The sequence below is a fragment of the Paraburkholderia sp. J12 genome (assembly GCF_905220215.1).
In the GTDB taxonomy this organism is placed as follows: Bacteria; Pseudomonadota; Gammaproteobacteria; order Burkholderiales; family Burkholderiaceae; genus Paraburkholderia.
In genome coordinates, this window is the sequence record NZ_CAJMZC010000004.1 from 203,889 (window position 1) to 223,271 (window position 19,383).

Below are 19,383 nucleotides of genomic sequence, written 5' to 3' on the forward strand. Positions count from 1 at the left end.
GGGCAGGTTTGCACTTTACGGCAGGCGGGGCGCCCCCGGCGGGTGGAATAGAGCGCATGCCGCGCCTCAATTCGGGCCATGGTGCGCTGCGCCCGTGCTGGCTTGCAGCGCCGTAAGGCGTGCCGATCCACGCCGTTTGCGGCGCTGCGCATATCGATGTGCGGATTTCTTCGTGGCGGCCCGCCGGGCGGCGGCCCAGAATGATCCGTTTCGTTCCTCTTCGCGCTGCGCGTTTTGCCACCCCATGAGCCAACGTTCCGGACACCTGCGCCTTGGCGCCTTTCTTTACCCGACGGGCCACCACATTGCCGCATGGCGGCACCCGCATGCGCTTGCCGATGCGGGCAGCCGTTTTCGTCATTACGTCGAGCTGGCGCGTGCCGCCGAAGCCGCGAAGTTCGACCTGATCTTTCTCGCGGACGGCTCCGGCACGCGCGGCGACAACGTCGAATACCTGAGCCGCACGGCGCACAGCTACGTCGCCCAGTTCGAGCCGCTCACGCTGCTTTCCGCGCTGGCTGCGGTGACGGAGCGCATCGGTCTCGTGGGCACGGCTTCGACCACGTTCAACGAGCCGTATCACATCGCGCGCAAGTTCGCGTCGCTCGACCATATCAGCGGCGGGCGTGCCGGATGGAATCTCGTGACGTCGTCGAACGAGCACGAGGCGAAGAACTTCGGCTTCGACCAGCATCTCGCGCATGCGCGCCGTTACGAGCGCGCCGAAGAATTCGCCGCAGTCGTGACGGGTCTGTGGGACAGCTGGGACGAAGACGCCTTCGTGCACGACAAGGCCACGGGCCGCTTCTTCGATCCGGCGAAGCGCCACGTGCTCGACCATCGCGGCGAGTTCTTCAACGTGCGCGGACCGCTGAACGTGGCGCGCGCGCCGCAGGGGCATCCGGTGGTGGTGCAGGCGGGGTCGTCGGAGGCGGGCAAGGCGCTGGCGGCGCGCACGGCCGAAGTGATCTTCACGGCGCAGCAGCGGCTGGAAGATGCCGTGGCCTTCTACGCCGACGTGAAAGGGCGGCTTGCCGCGCATGGCCGCGATCCCGACGACCTCAAGATCATGCCGGGCGTCATGCCGATCGTGGGGCGCACCGAAAGCGAGGCGCGCGAGAAGTTCGAGGCGCTGCAGGCGCTGATCGATCCCGTGGTGGGGCTCGCGATGGTCTCGACCTTGACGGGCGGCATCGACCTTTCGGGTTATCCGCTCGACGGGCCGATTCCTGAATTGCCCGAAACCAACGCGAGCAAGAGCCGCCAGTCGCTCACGCTTGCGCTCGCGCGGCGCGAGAACCTGACGATCCGCGAGCTGTCGCTGCGCGTGGCGGGCGCACGCGGCCACTGGCAACTGGTGGGCACGGCGGAGCAGATCGTGGACGCCCTGGAAGAGCGTTTCGTGAATTACGGCGCGGACGGGTTCAACGTGATGCCTGCGCTGCTGCCCGACGGGCTCGACGATTTCATCGCGCTGGTGCTGCCCGAACTGCGTCGCCGGGGGTTGTTCCGCAGCGACTACGAGGGACGCACGCTGCGGGATCATCTTGGGTTGAAGCGGCCGTCCCTGCGCGGCGACCTCGCAGAACACGCCACGACCGCCGTCGCCGATTGATACGGAATGCGAAAAATATTCGCGCGGGAGTGCTTACGGAATGAGCACCTGCCGTCCCACGACCTTGCCCTGATGCAGCGCTTGCAGCGCCTCGTTGACTTCGTTTAGCGGACGCGGCGAAACAGGCGCGGGGCGGATCTTGCCGTCGCGCATGAGCGAGACGAGCTCGCGCAATTCGGGCAGCGTGCCGACATAGCTGCCTTCGATGCGCAGCGGCCGCATCGGAATGATCGGCAGCGCGAGCGTGATGTCGCCGCCCATCAGGCCGACGATCACCACATGGCCGCCGCGCGCGCAGGAATCGAGCGCGAGCGTCACCGTGGAGGTCGCGCCGACCAGATCGAGCACGGCGCGCGCGCCGCCGCCTGCGGCCTGGGCGATCTGCGTGGCGGCATCGGGTGCGCGCGCATCGATCGCGGCCAGCGCGCCTTCCTTGAGCGCGGCTTCGCGCCTCGTCGCATCCACGTCGACGACGATCGCGCCTTTGCCGCCCAGCGCCTTGAGCACCTCGATGGCCATGAGCCCGAGGCCGCCCGCGCCGATCACTACCAGCGGCGCTTCGTGAATGCGCTCGCCGAACTTGCGGATGGCCGAATACGTGGTCACGCCCGCGCACGCGAGCGGCGCGGCCTTGACGGGATCGAGCCCGCCGAGCTCCACCAGATAACGCGGATGCGGCACGATCACGTAATCGGCGAAACCGCCGTTGCGCATCACCCCGAGCGATTGCGGCTTGATGCACAGATTCTCCTCGCCGCGCAGGCAGGCGGCGCATTCGCCGCAACCGATCCACGGGTGCACGATGGCCGCCATGCCCGTTTGCACCGCACCGGCATCGGGGCCGGCCGCGACGACTTCGCCGCAGATTTCATGGGAGAGGGTGAGCGGCAGCTTGATGCCGCGGTCGGCGAGCGAGAGCTTCTTGCCGCCGCCGAGATCGTAGTAGCCCTCCCAGATGTGCAGGTCGGAGTGGCACAGGCCGGCGGCTTTCACGCGTACCAGCACCTCGGTGCCCTTCGGTTGCGGAACTTCCTGGTGCTTCAGTTCGAGCGGCTGACCGTGGCCGGTCACGCAATAACAACGCATCTGCATCGATGTCTCCGTTATCGGTTGGGCACTGCTGGACGTAGGCGGTTGCTTTGCATGATAGCGGATATGCCCGATTTTCGTACGGTCGTTCGGGTCGTCCGCCATGCCTGCGTCCGCGCAGGCGTCACGAAAAACAGGGCTCGCGTACCATGAATCGTGCCCATGCCGCGAGAGAGGCCGAGTCCGCCGATGAACGCCGCAGTGCTTTCCGTTTTGCTCTTCGTACGCTGCCCGGTGCGCCTGCGTGACGTCGCACGGCCTCCATCGGCTTTCGGCCGCGCTTGCGCGCGAGGCGGGCGGCGATGAACGGCGGCCTGATCGAAGGGCTGGGCGTCCTGATCGGCGGCATCGGCCTGTTCCTGCTGGGCATCACGATGATGACCAACGGCCTGAAGCTCGCCGCCGGGCCGGCGCTGGAGCACATCCTGAGCCGCGCCACGCGCACGCCGGTTTCGGGCCTCGCTTCGGGCGTGCTCGTCACTGCGCTCGTGCAGTCGTCTACCGCCGTTACGGTTGCCGTGATCGGCTTCGTCAACGCGGGCCTGCTCGATCTGGGCGGCGCGCTCTGGGTGCTGTTCGGCGCCAACCTCGGCATGACGACCACGGGCTGGATCGTCTCGCTGCTCGGCCTGAAGATGAAGATCGATGCGCTCGCGCTGCCGCTCGTCGGCATCGGCGTGGCGCTGCGCCTGACCGGCGTGGGCCAGCGGCGCGGAGCGCTCGGCGATGCGCTGGCCGGCTTCGGCGTGCTGTTCATCGGCATCGCCACCTTGCAGGGGGCGTTCACCGAACTCGTCGCGCAATACCAGTTGCCGCAGGGCGAGGGCGTGCTCGCCGTGGTCGCCCAGGTGGCCGTGGGGCTCGTGCTCACGCTGCTCGTGCAGTCGTCTTCGGCCACCATGACCATCACGCTCGCGGCCGCGCAGGGCGGCATGCTGAGCACCCAGGGCGGGGCGGCCGTGATCATCGGCGCGAATATCGGCACGACGGCCACGGCGCTGCTCGCGTCCATCGGCGCCACGCCCAATGCGCGCCGCGCGGCGCTCGCCCAGGTGATCTTCAACGTGGTGACCGGGCTCGTGGCGATGGCGCTCCTGCCCTGGCTCATCGGTTTCATCGTGCGCGTGGGCGACTTTTTCCATTTGCCGCACGATCCGGCGATCACGCTCGCGCTTTTTCACACCGCGTTCAACGTGCTTGGCCTCGTCATCATGGTGCCGCTCGCGGGGCGGCTCACGCGCTGGCTGCAGCGGCGCTTTCGCGAGCGCGAGGGCGACGAGGGCGCGCCGCAATTTCTCGACGATACGGTGCTGGTGGTGCCCGAACTCGCCGTGGATGCGTTGCGCAACGAGGTGCAGCGCATCGGCGCAATCGTGCGGCGCATGCTGCGCATGACGCTGGCGGGCGCCGATGCGAACGCACTCGCACAGGAGCAGGGCGCGCTCACGCGGCTTTTCGCGGCGGCGCAGAAGTTCGTGCAGAGCATGAACCGCCAGGAGATGGCGCCCGCCACCGGCGCGAATCTCGCGGAAGTGCTGCGCACGCTGCACTACTACGAGAGCGCCGAGGAGCAGGCCATGCAGGCGGCGTCGCTGCCGGGCGCGATGGACGATGCAGCGATTGCCGACGCCTACGGGCTCTTCGAGCGCCGCGCGCTCGCGCTCATCGACCAGACCGAGTCCGCGGGACGCAACGACGCCGAAGCCGGCGACGGCAAGCTGATCGAAACGCTGGGTCAGTCGATGGAGGCCGCCTATGGTGCGCTGAAGGCGCGTCTGCTGGCCGAGGGGGCGGCCGGGGCATTGGGGATTCCCGCCATGGAAGAACTTTTGCGCAGGCAGAGCGCCTTGCGGCGCGCGTTGCAGCAGGTGGCCAAGGCGCATTCGCGTTCGCTGGCTTTTGCCGATTGACGCGCGGGGCGGCGTGCGTGCTTATCGCAACGCTCCGTGCAGCCCTGGATCAGCGCGTCTTGCCGCGTGTGCTTTTCTTCGTGCTCGGCGCGCGCGGCGCTTCCTTGCTGCTGGCGGGTGCGTCGACGGCATTCAACTGCTCCAGCCACGAGAGCGCATCGGCGTAGGCCAGAAAGTTCTGCAGATAACCCGGCGAAAGCTCGCGCATGAGCGAAAGCGAGCGGTGCACGAGGCTCATCGAATTGAGCGGGCCGGCGTTCTGCGGCACCTGGAACTGCGCTTCGCGCAACTGCTGACCGGCGCGCACGCGTGCCCAGGTCGCACGAAAATAATCGGTCAGTTCGGGCGAGACCGTCCAGGTGCTGCCGTCGCCGCTGCGTACCTTGGCACCGTTTCCGGCGTTCGCGTGGTGGGCGAGGCGCTCCACGAGGGCGCCCAGCGCGCTTTGTGCGTCCGCCGGCGCGGTGTTGTGCGGCCCCGGCCCGTCCTGCGCAGCGTTCCCGGCTATGATCGAGTACTGCGCAATCAGTTCGGACAGCCTGGCATCGAGCAGGCGACGTGCTTCGCCGCCATGGTTTTGCGCACGCTGCTCCAGCGCTTCGATCAGGCGAAAGCGCGGGGGATCGAGCCGGTCAGCGCCGCGCTCGCGCCAGGCGTCAAGTTGCGCCCGCACGGGCATTGCGTGCTCACTCACCGTGGTCTCCGCCCGCGGCGCTCGAACGCGGCACCGGCGCGATTTCGACGCGCCGGTTCCTGGCGCGTCCCGCGGGATCGGCGTTCGAACTCACGGGTTGCTCCGAACCGAAGGCCGCCGCGAACACCGAGGAAGCGGGCACGCCTTCGTCGACGAACGCGCGCGTGACCGTCAGCGCGCGCTGGGCGGACAGCTCCCAGTTGTCGGCGAAGCGCCGGTTGCCCGCGCGTACCTGCTGGTCGTCGGCGAAGCCGCTCACCATGAGGATTTCGTCGTGCGCCTTCAGATAAGCCGCAAGCGGTCCGGCGAGGCTTTGCAGCAGTTGCCGGCCCTCGGGCTGCAACTGATCGGAGTTGAGCGCGAAGAGCACGTTGCCGCTAATGCCGATGCGCCCGTTCACGAGCGTGATGCGCCCCGCCGCGAGCGGCCCGGCCAGCGCCTCTTCGAGCGTCTTGCGGCGCTGGGCTTCCGCCTGGCGCTCCTTGACCGCCTGATCGAGCTTCGTCGAGAGTTCGAGCTGCACGCCGATCACGCTCACGAGGATCAGCACGAACGCACCCAGCAGCACCGACATCAGATCGCTGAAGGCCGCCCAGACGGGCGTGGTCGGCTCCGTGCCGCCGTCGATCTCCTCGCTCATGCGGCGTCGGCTCCTGCTTCGGCGCGCTGGCCCGCAAGCTGCTGCAGTTCTTCCATGATCTGCTTTTGCGAGAGCAGGCTCAGATCGATCACTTCACGCGCCTGGGCGACGTAGTAGGCGAGCTGTTCGTCGCTGCGCGCGAGCGACTTGTCGAGCGCGCCCTCGATGCGCTGGAGTTGCGCGACGAGCGTTTCGTTCGAGGCGCCGAACGACTGCACGGCGGCGCCGAACGCGTCGCCGAGGCTCGCCACTTCGGCGCCGCCGCTCGCGACCTGCGCGGCAATGCCGTCGAGCTTGCGCGTTTCGGTTTCGACGCGCTCGGTGAAGCGCGTGCCCACGCGATCGAGCAGTTCCGCCGAGGTGGAGACGAGCGCATCGACGGCGCTGCGCTGTTCGGTGGACGCGTGATTCACGGCGTCGAGCAGCGTTTCGAGCGTGGCCAGCAAACGGCTGCGCTCTTCGAGCATCGCCGTGTCGCGGACCATGCTTTCCGAGAGCTTCTGGCGCAGTTCGGCGACGACTTCGGCCGCGGCGAGCGGCGCCTCCGAGGCGGCTTGCACGAGGCGCGCGATTTCGGCGATCGTCTCGCGCGAGTGCGCCGACGTGGTGGCCGCGACTTCGCCGGCAGTGCGTTCTAGCGTTTCGCAGATGGCCTGCTGGCGGGCCGCCGTTTGCGCGAGCGCCTCGTTCCATTGAGCCTGCAGCGCAGCCGTCATGGCGGTGACGGTGTCGCGCCACGCGTCGAGCCTTTGCTGCTCGCGCGCCGTGAGTTCGGTTTGCAGCGCGGCATGCGATTCGTCCGCTGCGTGCAGCAGCGCGGCCGTGTGTTCGTCGAACTTCCCGGCCGCTGCGTCGAGCGCGTGCTGATGGGCAAGGGCCAGTTGCTCGCTAACCTGCGCGTGTTGTGCGTGCGCGCTGGTCCAGGTTTGCGAGACCGTGTCCGCCGTGGTGTCGAGGCGCGCGGCGACGTTGGACAGCAATTCGGCCGAGCGTTGCGCGAAGGTTTCGGCGTAGCGCTCGAGCGAGGCGCGCAGGTCGGCGGCGAGCGTATCGTTTTGCGCGCGCTGCTGGGCAAGTGCGTCGCGCCATTGCTCCGAGAGGCCGGCCGAGGTGGCTTCGAGACCCGTCGTGATGCCGCTCAGCTGGCGCTCCACGGCTTGCGTCACCGTTTCGTGCAGTGCGGCCGTGCTGGCGTCCAGCGCCGCTGTCGTGGCTTCGAAGCCGGCGGTGAACGCGCTCAACTGGCGCTCGACCGTTTGCGTGACGGTCTCGTGGAGCGAGACGGTTTCCGTCTTGAGGGTGGTCGTCGAGGCTTCGAGATTCGCCGAGATCGCGCTCAACTGGTTGTGCACCGCCTCGGTGACGGTCCGATGCAGCGTAGCCGTTTCTGCCGTGAGCGTTGCCGTCGAAGCTTCGAGCTTCGCCGTCACGCCATTCAACTGGCGCTCCACCGCCTGGGTCACCGTTTCGTGCAACGAGATCGTCTCGGTCTTGAGCGTTGCGGTGGACGCATCGAGCTTCTCCGCGACGGCGCTCAGTTGGCGCTCCACCGCCTGCGCCACGGTGTCGTGCAGGCGCGTGGTTTCGTGCCTCACGTTTGCCGTAGTCGCTTCGAACCCTTCGCTAATGCCGTTCAACTGCCTCTCGACGGCCTGCGTTACCGTGCCGTGCAGCGCGGCGGCTTCGTCCTTGAGCTTCGCGAGCGTGGCTTCCACGGCCGGCAAGACCGCCGCGCTGGCGGCGCGTGCGCTGCTCGCGGCATTGTCCTGGAGCGAGCGCGCCACCGACGCGGCGAGCGCCGTCCACGTGGCCTCGGCCTTGCCGAGGAAGGCCGTCTGGCTCGCGATCTGCCGCTCGTTCATGGCGACGCTCTGCTGCTCGATGGCCGCGATGACCGTCTGCAACCGCTCGACGATCACCGGCATCGCCTCGGCCTGGCGGCGCACCAGCGCGAAGCCCGCCTCGCGCTGGTGCGTTTGCGAAAAACCGCGCAGGGTGGTCGCGATTTTCGCGTCGAGCCGTTGCGCGGCTTCGGCGCGCGCGCGCCGGCACAGCGCCGAAAGCAGGCCGAGCATGGCCGAGGTGGCCACGCCCGCAATCGAGGTGCCGAACGCGAACGCGAGTCCCTTGACGGGCGCGGCGAGCGAGGCGCGGATCGCGATCAGGTCGGTCGAGCCCTCCAGCGCGGCGCCGGTGCCCTTGAGCGTCGCGGCCATGCCGAGCAGCGTGCCGAACATGCCGAGCAGCACCAGCAGGCCAACCAGATACGGCGTGAGCGCCGGGCCGGGCAGCGCTGCGCGCTCGCTTTCCACGCGCAGGCGCACGGCGCCGCGCAGGCCGGCGGGCACACGGTCGAGCCACGCGTTGAGCGTGGCGGGCGGGGCGGCCAGTTCCGTCACGGCGGCATCGAGCGCGGCCGTGTCCTGATTGAAGCGCCACAGTTCGAGCGCGCCGACCACATAGCACGCGCCGATCAGCAGCGTGACGGCGAGCGCGAGCGGGTTCGAGACGATATAGCCGATGCCGATCCAGAGAACGGCGGCGAGACCGGCGAGAAATACGAGGAAGTCGATACGAAATCGGGACATGGGGTGTCTGGATTAGCGGGCGCGCAGGGCGGCGAGCAGCCCTTGCACCGGTTGGAACCGGATGTCGAGTTCGGCGAGCAGCACGCTCTGCATGTCCTTGCGGAATGCGGCGAGCCATGCGCCCGGCATGATGGCGGTATTTGCGGCGTTGTTTGCCGCGTCAGTTTCCGCGCGAATTTCCATATTGTCTCCCGAGGCTTCGGCGTCGGCCAACGCTTGCTGCCCGGCGCGGCGCAGGCGCTCGAAGTGCGTGCCGAGCAGCGCGGGAATCGTGGCCAGCACGCGCTGCTCGCGCGCGCCGAGCGAGCGCTCCATGATGGCGTCCACGGCCGCGAGGCGCGCGAGCGCCGGCGTCTGTGCCGCGAGCAGGGCGCGCAGGCGGCCGCGCAACTGGCCCACCTCGGTTTCCATCATCTGCTGGATCGAGAGATAGTCCTGGCGGAGCTCCGCATAGTCGGCCGGAGCATCCGGATCCGTGCCGGGGTTCGGGTGGGCGTTCGCGCGCGCGCCGCGCCGCGTGTCGGGCGGGGCGCATGCGCGCGTGATCGCCTTCGTGAGCGCGCTGCGCGCATTCACGACCAACGCGGCGTCCTCGCGGTCGAATGAGGGCGCCATCGCCGGGCGCGCCGCACCCTCGCGCGGCTGCGCGTTCAGCGGGGCGTTGAGCGCCGTGGAGAGCCCGATCGCGTCGGTCCAGCCCAGCCACTGGCTCAGGCGGTCGGCGAGCGGCTGTTGCGGTCCGGAAACGTCGGCTTCGGCCAGACGAGCAAGCAGGCGAACGAGGGTCGGACCGCTCAGCGCCGCTTGCAGGGGGGCTTGCACCATACCTGCGGGAGACAAAAAGGCAGCAGTTTACACGCTGGCGCGCTTCGCGCCGCCTCTCTGTGAGCGGATTGGCCTTGCGTGGGCCGCTTACGGGCCCGAAATGGGCCTCAAGCTGGGCTTCAGGCGGACGGGGAAGCGCGCTCTAAATCGCCCTCAGGCCGGCTTGCCGCGCGCCGCCAGTTCGCGCGCGAAGTCGCTGAACCAGGCAAGCGATTCGGGGTTGGCCATGGTCCCCGGGTTCGCCACCTTCTCCAGCGGCTGGCCCAGCAGCAGCTTCTTGATGGGCAGCTCCATCTTCTTGCCCGAGAGCGTGCGCGGCACCGCGTCGATCTGGAACACGTCGTCGGGCACGTGGCGCGCGGAGAGCGCGACCTTGATGCGCTCGCGTATCGTCGCCTTGAGTTCGGGCGTGAGCACGGCGCCGTCGCGCAGCACCACGAAGAGCGGCATATACGATTCGCGGCCCAGATATTCGAGGTCGGTCACGAGGCTGTCGAGGATCTCGGGCAGGTCCTCCACCGCGCGGTACAGCTCGCTCGTGCCCATGCGGATGCCGTGGCGGTTGATCGTCGCGTCGGAGCGACCGTAGATGACGGCGCCGCCGCGCCCGGTGATGCGCACCCAGTCGCCGTGGCGCCAGATGCCGGGCCAGACGTCGAAGTAGCTGTCGCGATAGCGCGTGTTGCCCGCGTCGTTCCAGAAGTAGAGCGGCATGGAGGGGAGGGGTGCCGTGCAGACCAGCTCGCCCACTTCGTCGACGATGGGCTTGCCGTGGTCGTCGAACGCCTCGACGCGCGCGCCCAGGCACCGGCACTGCATCTCGCCGAGCCACACGGGCAGCGTGGGCACGCCGGCGAGGAAGCAGCCGGCGAAGTCGGTGCCGCCGGAAATCACGTCGATCCATACGTCGCCGACATGATCGAGAATCCAGCGATAACCTTCGGGCGGCAGCGGCGAACCCGTCGAGCCGACGGCCCGCAACGCCGATAGTTCGGAGACCTGACGAGGCTCCACGCCCGACTTCAGGCAAGCCTGGAAGAAGGCAGCGCCTGCGCCGAAGAAGTTCACCCGCGCATCGCCGACGAAGCGCCACAGCGCGCCCATGTCGGGGTAGCCGGGGTTGCCGTCGTAGAGGCACAGCGTGGCGCCCGCGAGCAGGCCGGCTGCCTGGCAGTTCCACATGATCCAGCCGGTGCTCGAGAACCAGTTGAAGCGGTCGCCGGGGCGCAGATCGAGGTGCAGCGCGGCGAGCTTGACGTGTTCGAGCACGATGCCGCCGTGCGAATGAACGATGGGCTTGGGCAGCCCGGTCGTGCCCGACGAATAGACGATCCACAACGGATGGTCGAACGGCACGGGGTCGGCGGCGAGCGGCGCCGTGCCCGCGATGGCTGCGCTCCACGCGGTACCTTGCGTGCCGTCGGGCACCACGGTCGACGCATCGGCGTGCGCATCGAGATACGGCACGAGCACGAGATGCCGCACGCTGGGCAATTCGCCGAGCAGTTCCCGCAGCAGCGCGCGGCGGTCGTGCGATTTGCCGCCGTATCGATAGCCGTCCACGGCGATCATCGCGGTGGGCTCGATCTGGCGGAAGCGGTCGAGCACGGCGAGCCGGCCCATGTCGGGCGAGCACACCGACCAGATGGCGCCGATGCTGGCCGCCGCGAGAAACGCAACCAGCGTCTGCGGGATGTTGGGCATGAAGGCCGCGACGCGGTCGCCGCGTTTCACGCCCATGCGGCGCAATGTGGCCGCGAGCGCGCCCACCTGGCGCTCGAGTTCGGCCCAGCTCATCTCCCCCTGCGCACCGGCCTCGTTGCGCCAGACGATGGCGGGGTACGCGGGTGTGGCGTGGCGAAAGACCTGTCCGACGTAGTTGACCGTGGCGTCCGGAAACCAGCGTGCGCCCGGCATGGCGGCGCTCTCCAGCGCCTTGCCGCGGGGCGTGGCCGAGCGCAGGTCGGCCCAGTCCCAGAGCGCGGTCCAGAAGGCGTCGAGGTCTTCCACGGACCACTGCCAGAGCGCGGCGTAGCTATCGAAGGCGAGGCCGCGCTCGCGCGCGAGCCATTGCATGAATTCGGTGATGCGCGCGCGGGCGACGGTCTTGGGCGAGGGGGTCCACGCGGGCGGGTCGGCGGCTTCGAGAGGCGGATTCACGGTAGTGGGTGTCCTTGAGGCAGAAGGCGCGGAGGCGTGAGGCCGGGGCCGCAGTTATCGTCCGCCGTTCTCCTCCGCAGGGGTCTTCATTGAGTACCATTTTTAGCGGTTCTCACGCTACCCGGTGAAACGCCGAGCATCCCGCCCGATCCCTGTTTCCTCTTTGCGCGATGATCGTTGCATAGCTAACGATATCGGGTTATGCTGTGGCCATGTTCGATCAATGTCTTTACTTCAACACGTCGGCGCTCGCGCGGCGGCTGGAGCGCGAATGGACCGATGCTTTCGGGCCGTTCGATCTCACGCCGCCCCAAGGCTTCATGCTGCGCGCGGTGATGGAGCGTCCAGGCCTGCTTCAGCGCGAGTTGGCCGATGCGCTGTCGATCGCGCGGCCCACGGCCACGCGCGTGCTCGACGGGCTCGAGGCGCGCGGCTACGTTGAGCGCCATCGCACCGAAGGCGACGGCCGGGAAGTGGCCATCGTCCCCACAGCGGCGGCGCTCGCGATACGCGACGCGCTCAACGGTGCGAGCGCGGCCGTCACGGGGCGCCTCAAGCGGAGTCTTGGCGGCGAGGCGTTCGTGGACACCGTTGCGCGCCTGCGCACGGCGCGCGAGACCTTGGGCTGAAGAGCACGGCCGCGCCTCGCGGTCGTATTTTTTCGAGGGACGCGGTGTCGGCGGCGCTTCAGGTCCCTCGCGCAACAGCACATTTCAACAGTACGGAGCGGCATCATGCGGCGCATCGGCGCTTTCTTCATTTCGAGCTGGCTCGCGGCAGCCATTCTTTTTCTCGGCCGGCATTCGGTGCCGATGATCGCCTTGAGCGGCGTGGTCGCGCTCGCGGGGTTCGACCTCTTTCGGCCGTAACGCACGCCCGCTTTTGCACGCGCGTCGCCGGTCCCGTTAGACTTCACGCTTCGCCCACTGCCGGCCCGCCAGAGGCGGACCCCGCCGATGACCGACGCTTTGCTCCCCGTGATGACCGACACGCCCGCGCAGCATCGCGACGCGGCCCAACGCGCACGCGAGGCCGGCGACGAACTGGGCGCGCTCGCGCATCTGATCGCAGCCGAAGCGCTTGAGGCGCATGAGACGCTTGAGACGCGCGAGGGCGCCGAACGCATCGGCACGGTCGCCACGGGTTACTTCATGAAGGGCGACCACGCACGCGCACAGCGCTGGTACGAACTCGCGCTCAACCTCGACCCCGCTCAGGCGGCCGCCTGGCAAAATCTCGCCGCGATCCATGCGAAGGCGGGGCGCCCCACGCTCGCGGACGGTTGCCGCGAACGGGCATATGCCCTGCAACGCGTGTATGTGGAGATGTCGGGGCAGCCGTCGCGCCGGGTGCTGCTGCTGTGCGCCGGCCGCTCGGCCGGCAACGTGCCGTTCGATCTGCTCGTGCCGGTGCCGCAGAACGGCCGCATCAAATACGCCATCGACTACGCCGCGCCCGAAGAGGACGCGAGCCTGCCGCCTTTCGATCTTGTCTTCAACGCCGTGGGCGATCCCGACATCGCCGGGCCGCTTGGCGAGCGTCTCGCGCAGTTCGCGCGGGCGTGCTCGCATCCCTTGCTCAATGCGCCCGAACGCGTGGAGGCCACGCGGCGCGACCGGCTGCCCGCACTTCTGGGCGGCCTCGCGGATGTGCGGTGCGCGCCGTGCATCCGCATCGAGGACGCCGGGGAAAGCGCCGCGCGGGTGTGGGATCGTGCTCACGCAGCGGAGATGAACCTGCCGCTCCTGGTGCGTCCCGTGGCGACTCACGGCGGCGCAGGGCTCGTGCGCTGCGATACGCGGGCGCAATTCGACGCCGCGCTCGCCGCGCAATCCGGCCCGTACTACGTGAGCGCCTTTCACGACACGCGCGACGCCGACGGCGCCTGCCGCAAGTACCGCATGGCCTTCGTGGACCGCGTGCCGTATCCCTACCATCTCGCGATCTCGCCGCACTGGATGGTGCATTACTTCTCGGCGGGCATGGAGGGCGTGCGCTGGAAGCTCGAGGAAGAGGCGCGCTTTCTCGCCGATCCCGCCGCGGCGCTCGGCGCGCGCGGCGCGGCCGCGATTGCGGCCATCGGCCGGCGGCTCGATCTCGACTACGCGGGGGTGGATTTCACGGTGCTGCCGGACGGCAGCATGTTCGTGTTCGAAGCGAACGCGACGATGCTCGTGCATCGCGAGCGGCCCGATGGTGAACTCGCGCACAAGAACGCCTACGTGCAGCGCATTGGCGACGCGTTCGAGGCGATGATGCGCGCGCGAACCGCCGCGGCCTGAGCAGGTTCGCAAGCGTTCGTCGCGCGCAGTCTGCACCGCCCCCGCGTGACGCGAGGGCGGCGTTTCAGAGGCTCAGGCCTCTTCGGCCCACGACATGCCTTCGCGCGCGAGCAGCGCCGACGAAGCCGCCGGGCCGTAGGTGCCCGCCGTGTAGGGGCGCGGCCGGTCGTGCAGCTCCTGCCAGCCCGAGAGAATCGGCTCGACCCACTGCCATGCCGCTTCCAGCTCGTCGCGGCGCATGAAGTGCGTGAGGCGGCCGCGGATCACGTCGATCAGGAGCCGCTCGTAGGCTTCCGCGCGGCGCTCGGGAATGGCCTGCTGCAAGTCCAGGTTGAGGTTCACCGGCAGCATGTTCATGCCGCTGCCCGGCTCTTTCGCGAGCATTTGCAGCTGGATCGACTCTTCCGGCTGGAGCTGGATCACGAGGCGGTTGCCGTAGTTGCGCGGGCCGCTCGGGAAGATCGAGAACGGCAGGTCGGCGAACTCGATCACGATCTCCGACTGGCGCTTCTGCATGCGCTTGCCCGTGCGCAGGAAGAACGGCACGTTGGCCCAGCGCCAGTTGTTGATGTGCGCGCGCAGCGCCACGAAGGTCTCGGCGCGGCTGTCGGCCGGCACGTTGTCTTCTTCGATGTAGCCCTGCACCGGCTTGCCGTCCACGGCGCCTGCCGCGTACTGGCCGCGCACCGTGTCGCGCGCGATGTCGGCCAGCGTCATGGGCCGCAGCGAGCGCAGCACCTTGAGCTTTTCGTCGCGCACCGCGTCGGCGTCGAGCGAGACGGGCGGCTCCATCGCCACGATGCACAGCAGTTGCAGCAGGTGGTTCTGCACCATGTCGCGCAGCGCGCCCGTGTGATCGTAGAAACCGGCGCGGCTGCCCACGCCTACCGTCTCGGCCACCGTGATCTGCACGCTGCGGATGTACGGCGCCTGCCACAGCGGCCCGAAGATCGGATTGCCGAAGCGCAGCACCATCAGGTTCTGCACCGTTTCCTTGCCGAGATAGTGGTCGATGCGATAGATCTGCGGCTCGGCGAAGTGCCGGCCCACCGACTCGTTGATCTCGCGCGCCGAGGCGAGATCGTGGCCGAGCGGCTTTTCCAGCACGACCCGCGAATGCTCGTCCACGAGGCCCGCCGCCGAGAGGTTGTCGCAGATGGTCGTGAAGAGCTCGGGCGAGGTCGAGAGATAAAACACGCGTATCGCTTCCTGGCGCGAGGCCTCCTTGAGGCGGGCGTAGTCTTCGGCCGCGTTGACGTCGATCACCACGTACTGGAAGAGGCCGAGGAAGCGGTCCCAGGCGGTGGCGTCGAAGGCCTGCTGGTCGATGAATGGACGCGACTGCTCGTTCATGAACGTGCGGTAGTCGTCGATCGTCCAGTTCTTGCGGCCCACCGCGATGATGCGCGTTTCGGGCGGCAGGTTGCGGTGCAGGTGCGCCATATAGAGCGCGGGCAGCAGTTTGCGTGCGGCCAGATCGCCTCCGCCGCCGAAGATGATCATATCGACGGGTTGTTCGGGCGCGGCTTGGGCAGGCTGGTTCGTCATGGCAGGTCGCTAGTCGGTGGATCGCAGGTTGGACAAGGCGCAAAGCGGCGCTGGGCGGCGCGCGGGGTGCCCGCGGAATGCCGGACAGGCGCGCCGGTTGGGAAAAGCCACGCCGGCTTTCGGGGCCGGGCAGGGCGAAAAAAGCTAATGGTGCATGGTTTCGCGCGATTTTGCACGCCGACGATCGGCTTGCGCCGGATGCGGGGCGCCCGCTGCTTCCATGTCAGGGGTTTGCTGCGGTTCGCAGCGTCCACTAGCCGAGCCCCGGCACCGCCACGCCGAAGGTCTGCAGCAGCAGGAGCGCGTTCAGCGCGAGCACCGCGCTCGCGCCGGCCAATGCCAGCCCCGCTGTCCACGGCCGGTTCCGATGCGGCCCCATCACGTCGGCGCGGCTCGTGAACGCGACGAGCGCGATCATCGGCACGGGCAGCGCGAGGCTCAGCACCACCTGGCTCACCACGAGCGCCTGGGTGGCGTTCACGCCCAGCCCCACGACGACGAAGCTCGGCACCATCGTCACGACCCGGCGCAGCCACAGCGGAATCTGGAAGCCGACGAAACCCTGCATGATCATCTGCCCCGCGAGCGTACCCACCACCGAACTGGAGATGCCCGAGGCGATCAGCGAAAGCAGGAAGATTCCCGCCGCGCCGATGCCGAGCAGCGGCGCGAGCGTATGGTAGGCGCTCCCGATCTCGGCTACGTCCGGATAGCCCTGGTGAAAGGCGCCCGAAGCCATGATGACCATGGCCATGTTGATGAGCCCGGCGATGGAGAGCGCAATCACGACCTCGATGTTCGAGAAGCGCACGAGGCGGGTGCGCTCGATGTCGTTGCGCGGCGCCACGCGCGCCTGGGTGAGGCCCGAGTGCAGGAAAAGGGCGTGCGGCATGACGGTCGCGCCGATGATGCCCACGGCGATCGTCACGCCCTGGGCGTCGGGCAGGCGGGGCGTGGCGAGGTGGCTGAACACGCCGTGCCACGCGATGGGCGCGATGAAGAGTTCGAGCAGATAACACAGCCCGATGATGCCGACGAGCGCCCCGATCACGAGCTCGAGCGGCCTGAAACCCGCGCGCTCGAAAAGCAGCAGGACGTAGGTGACGACCGCCGTCACGCCCATGCCGACGATGAGCGGCAGGTGAAACAGCAAGGAGAGCCCGATCGCGCCGCCGAGAAACTCGGCCAGATCGGTGGCCATCGCGGCGATTTCGCTCACGCCCCACATCGCCCAGACGAGCGGGACGGGCAGGCGCTCGCGGCACAGTTCGGCGAGGTTGCGCCCGGTGACGATGCCGAGTTTCGCCGAAAGCCCCTGGAACAGCATGGCCACCCCGTTCGCGAGCACCACCACCCACAGGAGCGCGTAGCCGTAGCGCGCGCCCGCCTGGATGTTGGTCGCGAAGTTGCCGGGGTCCATGTACGCCACGGAGACGACCACGGCCGGCCCCGCCAGCGGCAGCAGCAGGGCGACGCCGCGCCGGCGCCCTTCGAGCGCCTCGCGCACCGCGGCGGCCGTGCTCTTCGTGAGGCCGTCGGGGAGATTTTCTTCGCGGGTGCGGTGGTCCATGCCCATGCCTCGAAGTTGGGGGCGGAACAGGCCGGCGGCCCGGTCGGGCCGCATCGGCCGTCTACATTGCTACGGAGTGCCGCACGCGCGTCATCGGATTGCGGTATTCACGCGTTAAGCAGACAATCTCTCGCGCGCGAGCGGCCGGCGTATGGCCTTATCTCAGCACAAACCGGTCCGGCGCGCTTTCATCAGCCCCTATCGCTTACGAAATGCCTGAATTCCCGATCATTGCCATTACGAAGGCCCATTTCAGGTCCCGCTGCGCCACCGCCATGCTGATGGGCGGTCTCGCGTGGGGCACGCTCGCCCATGCCGCCGACGACAACCGGGTCATCGTGCTCGATTCCGGCGAGGCGCAACTCTCGCTCATCGACGAGGCGAGCCGCACCGTGGTGGGCACCGAGCCCACCGGCAAGGAACCGCACCACCTGATGATCACGCCCGACGGCAAGTCGCTGATCGTCGCCGATTCGGTGTCGAACGACCTGATGTTCCTCGACCCGCACACGGGCAAGGTGCAGCGCCGCGTGGAAGGCATCGAGGATCCGTACCAGCTCGGCTTCTCGCCCGACCACAAGTGGTTCGTGACGGCGGGCCTGCGCCTCGACCGCGTGGACATCTACAGCTACAACGGCCAGGACGTGACGCTCGTCAAGCGCATTCCGCTTGCGAAGACGCCCAGCCACATCACCTTCGCCTCGGACAACAAGACGGTTTTCGTGACCTTGCAGGACACGGGTGAAGTCGCGGCGATCGACCTGCCCACGCAGACCGTGCTCTGGAAGCTGCATATCGGCGACACGCCCGCGGGCCTGTGGATGACGCCCGGCGACAAGTACCTGCTCATCGGCATGACGGGCGAGGACGACGTGGCCGTGGTGGACTGGCACAACCACACGCTCGTGAAGAAGATCCAGACCGGGCGCGGTGCGCACAACTTCCGCAACCTCGACGACGGCAAGCACGTGGCCGTGACGAACCGCGTGGAAAGCACGATCAGCATTCTCGATTACACGACGCTCACGAAAGTCGCCGACATCACGGGCCTGCGCCCCGGTCCGGACGACATGGAACTTTCTGCCGACAAACGGTATCTGTGGGTAACGTTCCGCTTCGCGAAGCACGTGGGGGTCATCGACCTCACCACGCACAAGCTGATCGACACGATTGCCGTGGGCCGCTCGCCGCACGGCATCTACTTCGCGAACCGTGCGCCGGTGTATGCGCCGAATCCAGATTGACTGCGCTGGACTGACCGCACTGGTTTTAAAGGATTCACCAGAGAGACCCGATGATTGACACCTTGATCTCGCAGCTCGACAACGCCGTTTCCTGGCTGCAGACGCTGGTCTATGTGGACGTGGTCCAGCCGATCTTCTACAAGGTCGGCCTGATGGGCTACGACGAGGACACCTACGACGCCCTCTACTGGGTGATCGTGGGCGTGCTCGAAATTCTCGTGACCTATGCGCTGCTGCGGCCGCTCGAAGCGCTGCGGCCGATCGAGCAGTGGCAGGACCGCAAGGCGCTGCGCTCCGACGTCTGGTACACGTGGATCGCCAAGCTCGGCATTCTGAATCTCGCGTTCTTCTTCATGTTTCAGCCACTGTTCAATCACTGGCAGAGCCTGATGACGATCTACGACATTCCGAATATCGACGTGGACAGCATCTGGCCCGGCGTGACGGACAAGCCCATCGTCTCGTTCCTGATCTACTTCATCGTGCTCGACTTCGCGGGCTACTGGTATCACCGCTGGCAGCATCGCTTCGGCGTGTGGTGGGAGCTGCATGCGGTCCATCATAGCCAGCAGCAGATGTCGCTGTGGTGCGACGACCGCAACCACTTCGTCGACGACATCATCAATGCGGCGTTTTTCGCGGCCATCTCGCTCGGCATCGGCGTGCAGCCCGCGCAGTACGTCGTGCTCGTCGCGCTCGGCAATTTCATGCAGAGCGTGCAGCACGTGAACGCGCGGCTGCCGTTCGGCTCGGTGCTCGAGCGCATTGTCGTGAGCCCGGCCTTCCATCGCCGCCACCACGCGGTGGGCTACGGCCACGAAGGCACGCGCTACGGCTGCAATTTCGGCGTGGTGTTTCCCTGGTGGGACATGATCTTCCGCACGGCTTCGTGGAACAAGGCAGCCGAGCCCACCGGCATCCGCGATCAGCTGCCCGTGCCGCAGGGGCAGGGCCTCGAGTACGGCGGCGGCGTGTGGGCCCAGCAGTGGTACGGCCTCGTGCGCATCGTCCAGCGGCTGCGCGGCAAGCGTTATCCGATGGGCGCAGCTTCCTGAGCCAGTTTCACGAGCGGTTTCATGAGCGGCTTCCCCAGCCGCTTTCCGCCGGCCGCCGCGCCGGGCCGGCGGATGCGATAATCCTGCCTGTCCCCGTATAGAAACGCGACTGTCGCCGGGCACGTGCCCGGCGACAGCTTTGCATGGGACCAGAGTAAGTGCT

15 protein-coding genes are annotated in these 19,383 nt (G+C 68.0%); 7 read left to right on the forward strand and 8 right to left on the reverse strand.

The window, feature by feature from the left end:
* Positions 1-244 precede the first annotated feature (244 nt).
* Positions 245-1,615, forward strand: coding sequence for an LLM class flavin-dependent oxidoreductase (locus U5760_RS11960; protein ID WP_322011978.1), 1,371 nt, complete (start codon positions 245-247; stop codon positions 1,613-1,615).
* Between the two features lie 33 nt (positions 1,616-1,648).
* Here U5760_RS11960 and U5760_RS11965 read toward each other — a convergent pair whose 3' ends face one another.
* A complete protein-coding gene (locus tag U5760_RS11965; protein ID WP_322012253.1) occupies positions 1,649-2,701 on the reverse strand; it encodes an alcohol dehydrogenase in 1,053 nt (350 codons plus the stop codon).
* Positions 2,702-3,006: 305 nt separating this feature from the next.
* On the opposite strand from U5760_RS11965, the gene U5760_RS11970 reads away from it, so the two are divergent.
* A complete protein-coding gene (locus U5760_RS11970) occupies positions 3,007-4,614 on the forward strand; it encodes a Na/Pi symporter (RefSeq protein WP_322011980.1) in 1,608 nt (535 codons plus the stop codon).
* Positions 4,615-4,663: 49 nt separating this feature from the next.
* Here the strand turns inward: U5760_RS11970 and U5760_RS11975 are convergent, their stop codons facing one another.
* From U5760_RS11975 to U5760_RS11995, 5 genes are all read right to left on the reverse strand, one after another.
* Complete coding sequence (locus U5760_RS11975) at positions 4,664-5,308, reverse strand: DUF2894 domain-containing protein (RefSeq protein WP_322011982.1); 645 nt, start codon at positions 5,306-5,308, stop codon at positions 4,664-4,666.
* Positions 5,301-5,948, reverse strand: a complete 648-nt coding sequence (locus tag U5760_RS11980; RefSeq protein ID WP_322011983.1) for an OmpA family protein — start codon at positions 5,946-5,948, stop codon at positions 5,301-5,303. Before U5760_RS11980 ends, U5760_RS11975 begins: the two co-directional genes overlap by 8 nt.
* Positions 5,945-8,536, reverse strand: coding sequence for a DUF802 domain-containing protein (locus tag U5760_RS11985; RefSeq protein WP_322011985.1), 2,592 nt, complete (start codon positions 8,534-8,536; stop codon positions 5,945-5,947). Before U5760_RS11985 ends, U5760_RS11980 begins: the two co-directional genes overlap by 4 nt.
* A gap of 12 nt (positions 8,537-8,548) precedes the next feature.
* Positions 8,549-9,361, reverse strand: coding sequence for a DUF3348 domain-containing protein (locus U5760_RS11990; protein ID WP_322011986.1), 813 nt, complete (start codon positions 9,359-9,361; stop codon positions 8,549-8,551).
* A gap of 153 nt (positions 9,362-9,514) precedes the next feature.
* Complete coding sequence (locus tag U5760_RS11995) at positions 9,515-11,437, reverse strand: acetoacetate--CoA ligase (protein ID WP_415914096.1); 1,923 nt, start codon at positions 11,435-11,437, stop codon at positions 9,515-9,517.
* Positions 11,438-11,733: 296 nt separating this feature from the next.
* Between U5760_RS11995 and U5760_RS12000 the strand changes: the two genes are divergently transcribed.
* The 3 genes from U5760_RS12000 (at position 11,734) to U5760_RS12010 (ending at position 13,803) form a co-directional block, all read left to right on the forward strand.
* Positions 11,734-12,150, forward strand: a complete 417-nt coding sequence (locus tag U5760_RS12000; protein ID WP_322011988.1) for a MarR family winged helix-turn-helix transcriptional regulator — start codon at positions 11,734-11,736, stop codon at positions 12,148-12,150.
* A gap of 105 nt (positions 12,151-12,255) precedes the next feature.
* Positions 12,256-12,390, forward strand: coding sequence for a hypothetical protein (locus U5760_RS12005; RefSeq protein WP_028225187.1), 135 nt, complete (start codon positions 12,256-12,258; stop codon positions 12,388-12,390).
* A gap of 87 nt (positions 12,391-12,477) precedes the next feature.
* Positions 12,478-13,803 (forward strand): hypothetical protein, encoded by a 1,326-nt coding sequence (locus U5760_RS12010; protein ID WP_322011989.1) that lies wholly within the window; start codon positions 12,478-12,480, stop codon positions 13,801-13,803.
* A 72-nt stretch (positions 13,804-13,875) separates the two neighbouring features.
* Here the strand turns inward: U5760_RS12010 and zwf are convergent, their stop codons facing one another.
* Both zwf and U5760_RS12020 read right to left on the reverse strand, forming a co-directional pair.
* Entirely contained in the window at positions 13,876-15,351 is a 1,476-nt protein-coding gene (gene zwf / locus U5760_RS12015; protein WP_322011990.1) for a glucose-6-phosphate dehydrogenase, read from the reverse strand.
* A gap of 253 nt (positions 15,352-15,604) precedes the next feature.
* Positions 15,605-16,921 (reverse strand): Nramp family divalent metal transporter, encoded by a 1,317-nt coding sequence (locus U5760_RS12020; protein WP_322011991.1) that lies wholly within the window; start codon positions 16,919-16,921, stop codon positions 15,605-15,607.
* Positions 16,922-17,196: 275 nt separating this feature from the next.
* Between U5760_RS12020 and U5760_RS12025 the strand changes: the two genes are divergently transcribed.
* Positions 17,197-18,165 carry a YncE family protein gene (locus U5760_RS12025; RefSeq protein ID WP_322012255.1) on the forward strand — a complete coding sequence of 323 codons (969 nt, stop codon included), beginning with the start codon at positions 17,197-17,199 and terminating at the stop codon, positions 18,163-18,165.
* A gap of 50 nt (positions 18,166-18,215) precedes the next feature.
* A complete protein-coding gene (locus U5760_RS12030) occupies positions 18,216-19,220 on the forward strand; it encodes a sterol desaturase family protein (protein ID WP_322011993.1) in 1,005 nt (334 codons plus the stop codon).
* The last annotated feature ends 163 nt before the right edge of the window (positions 19,221-19,383 follow it).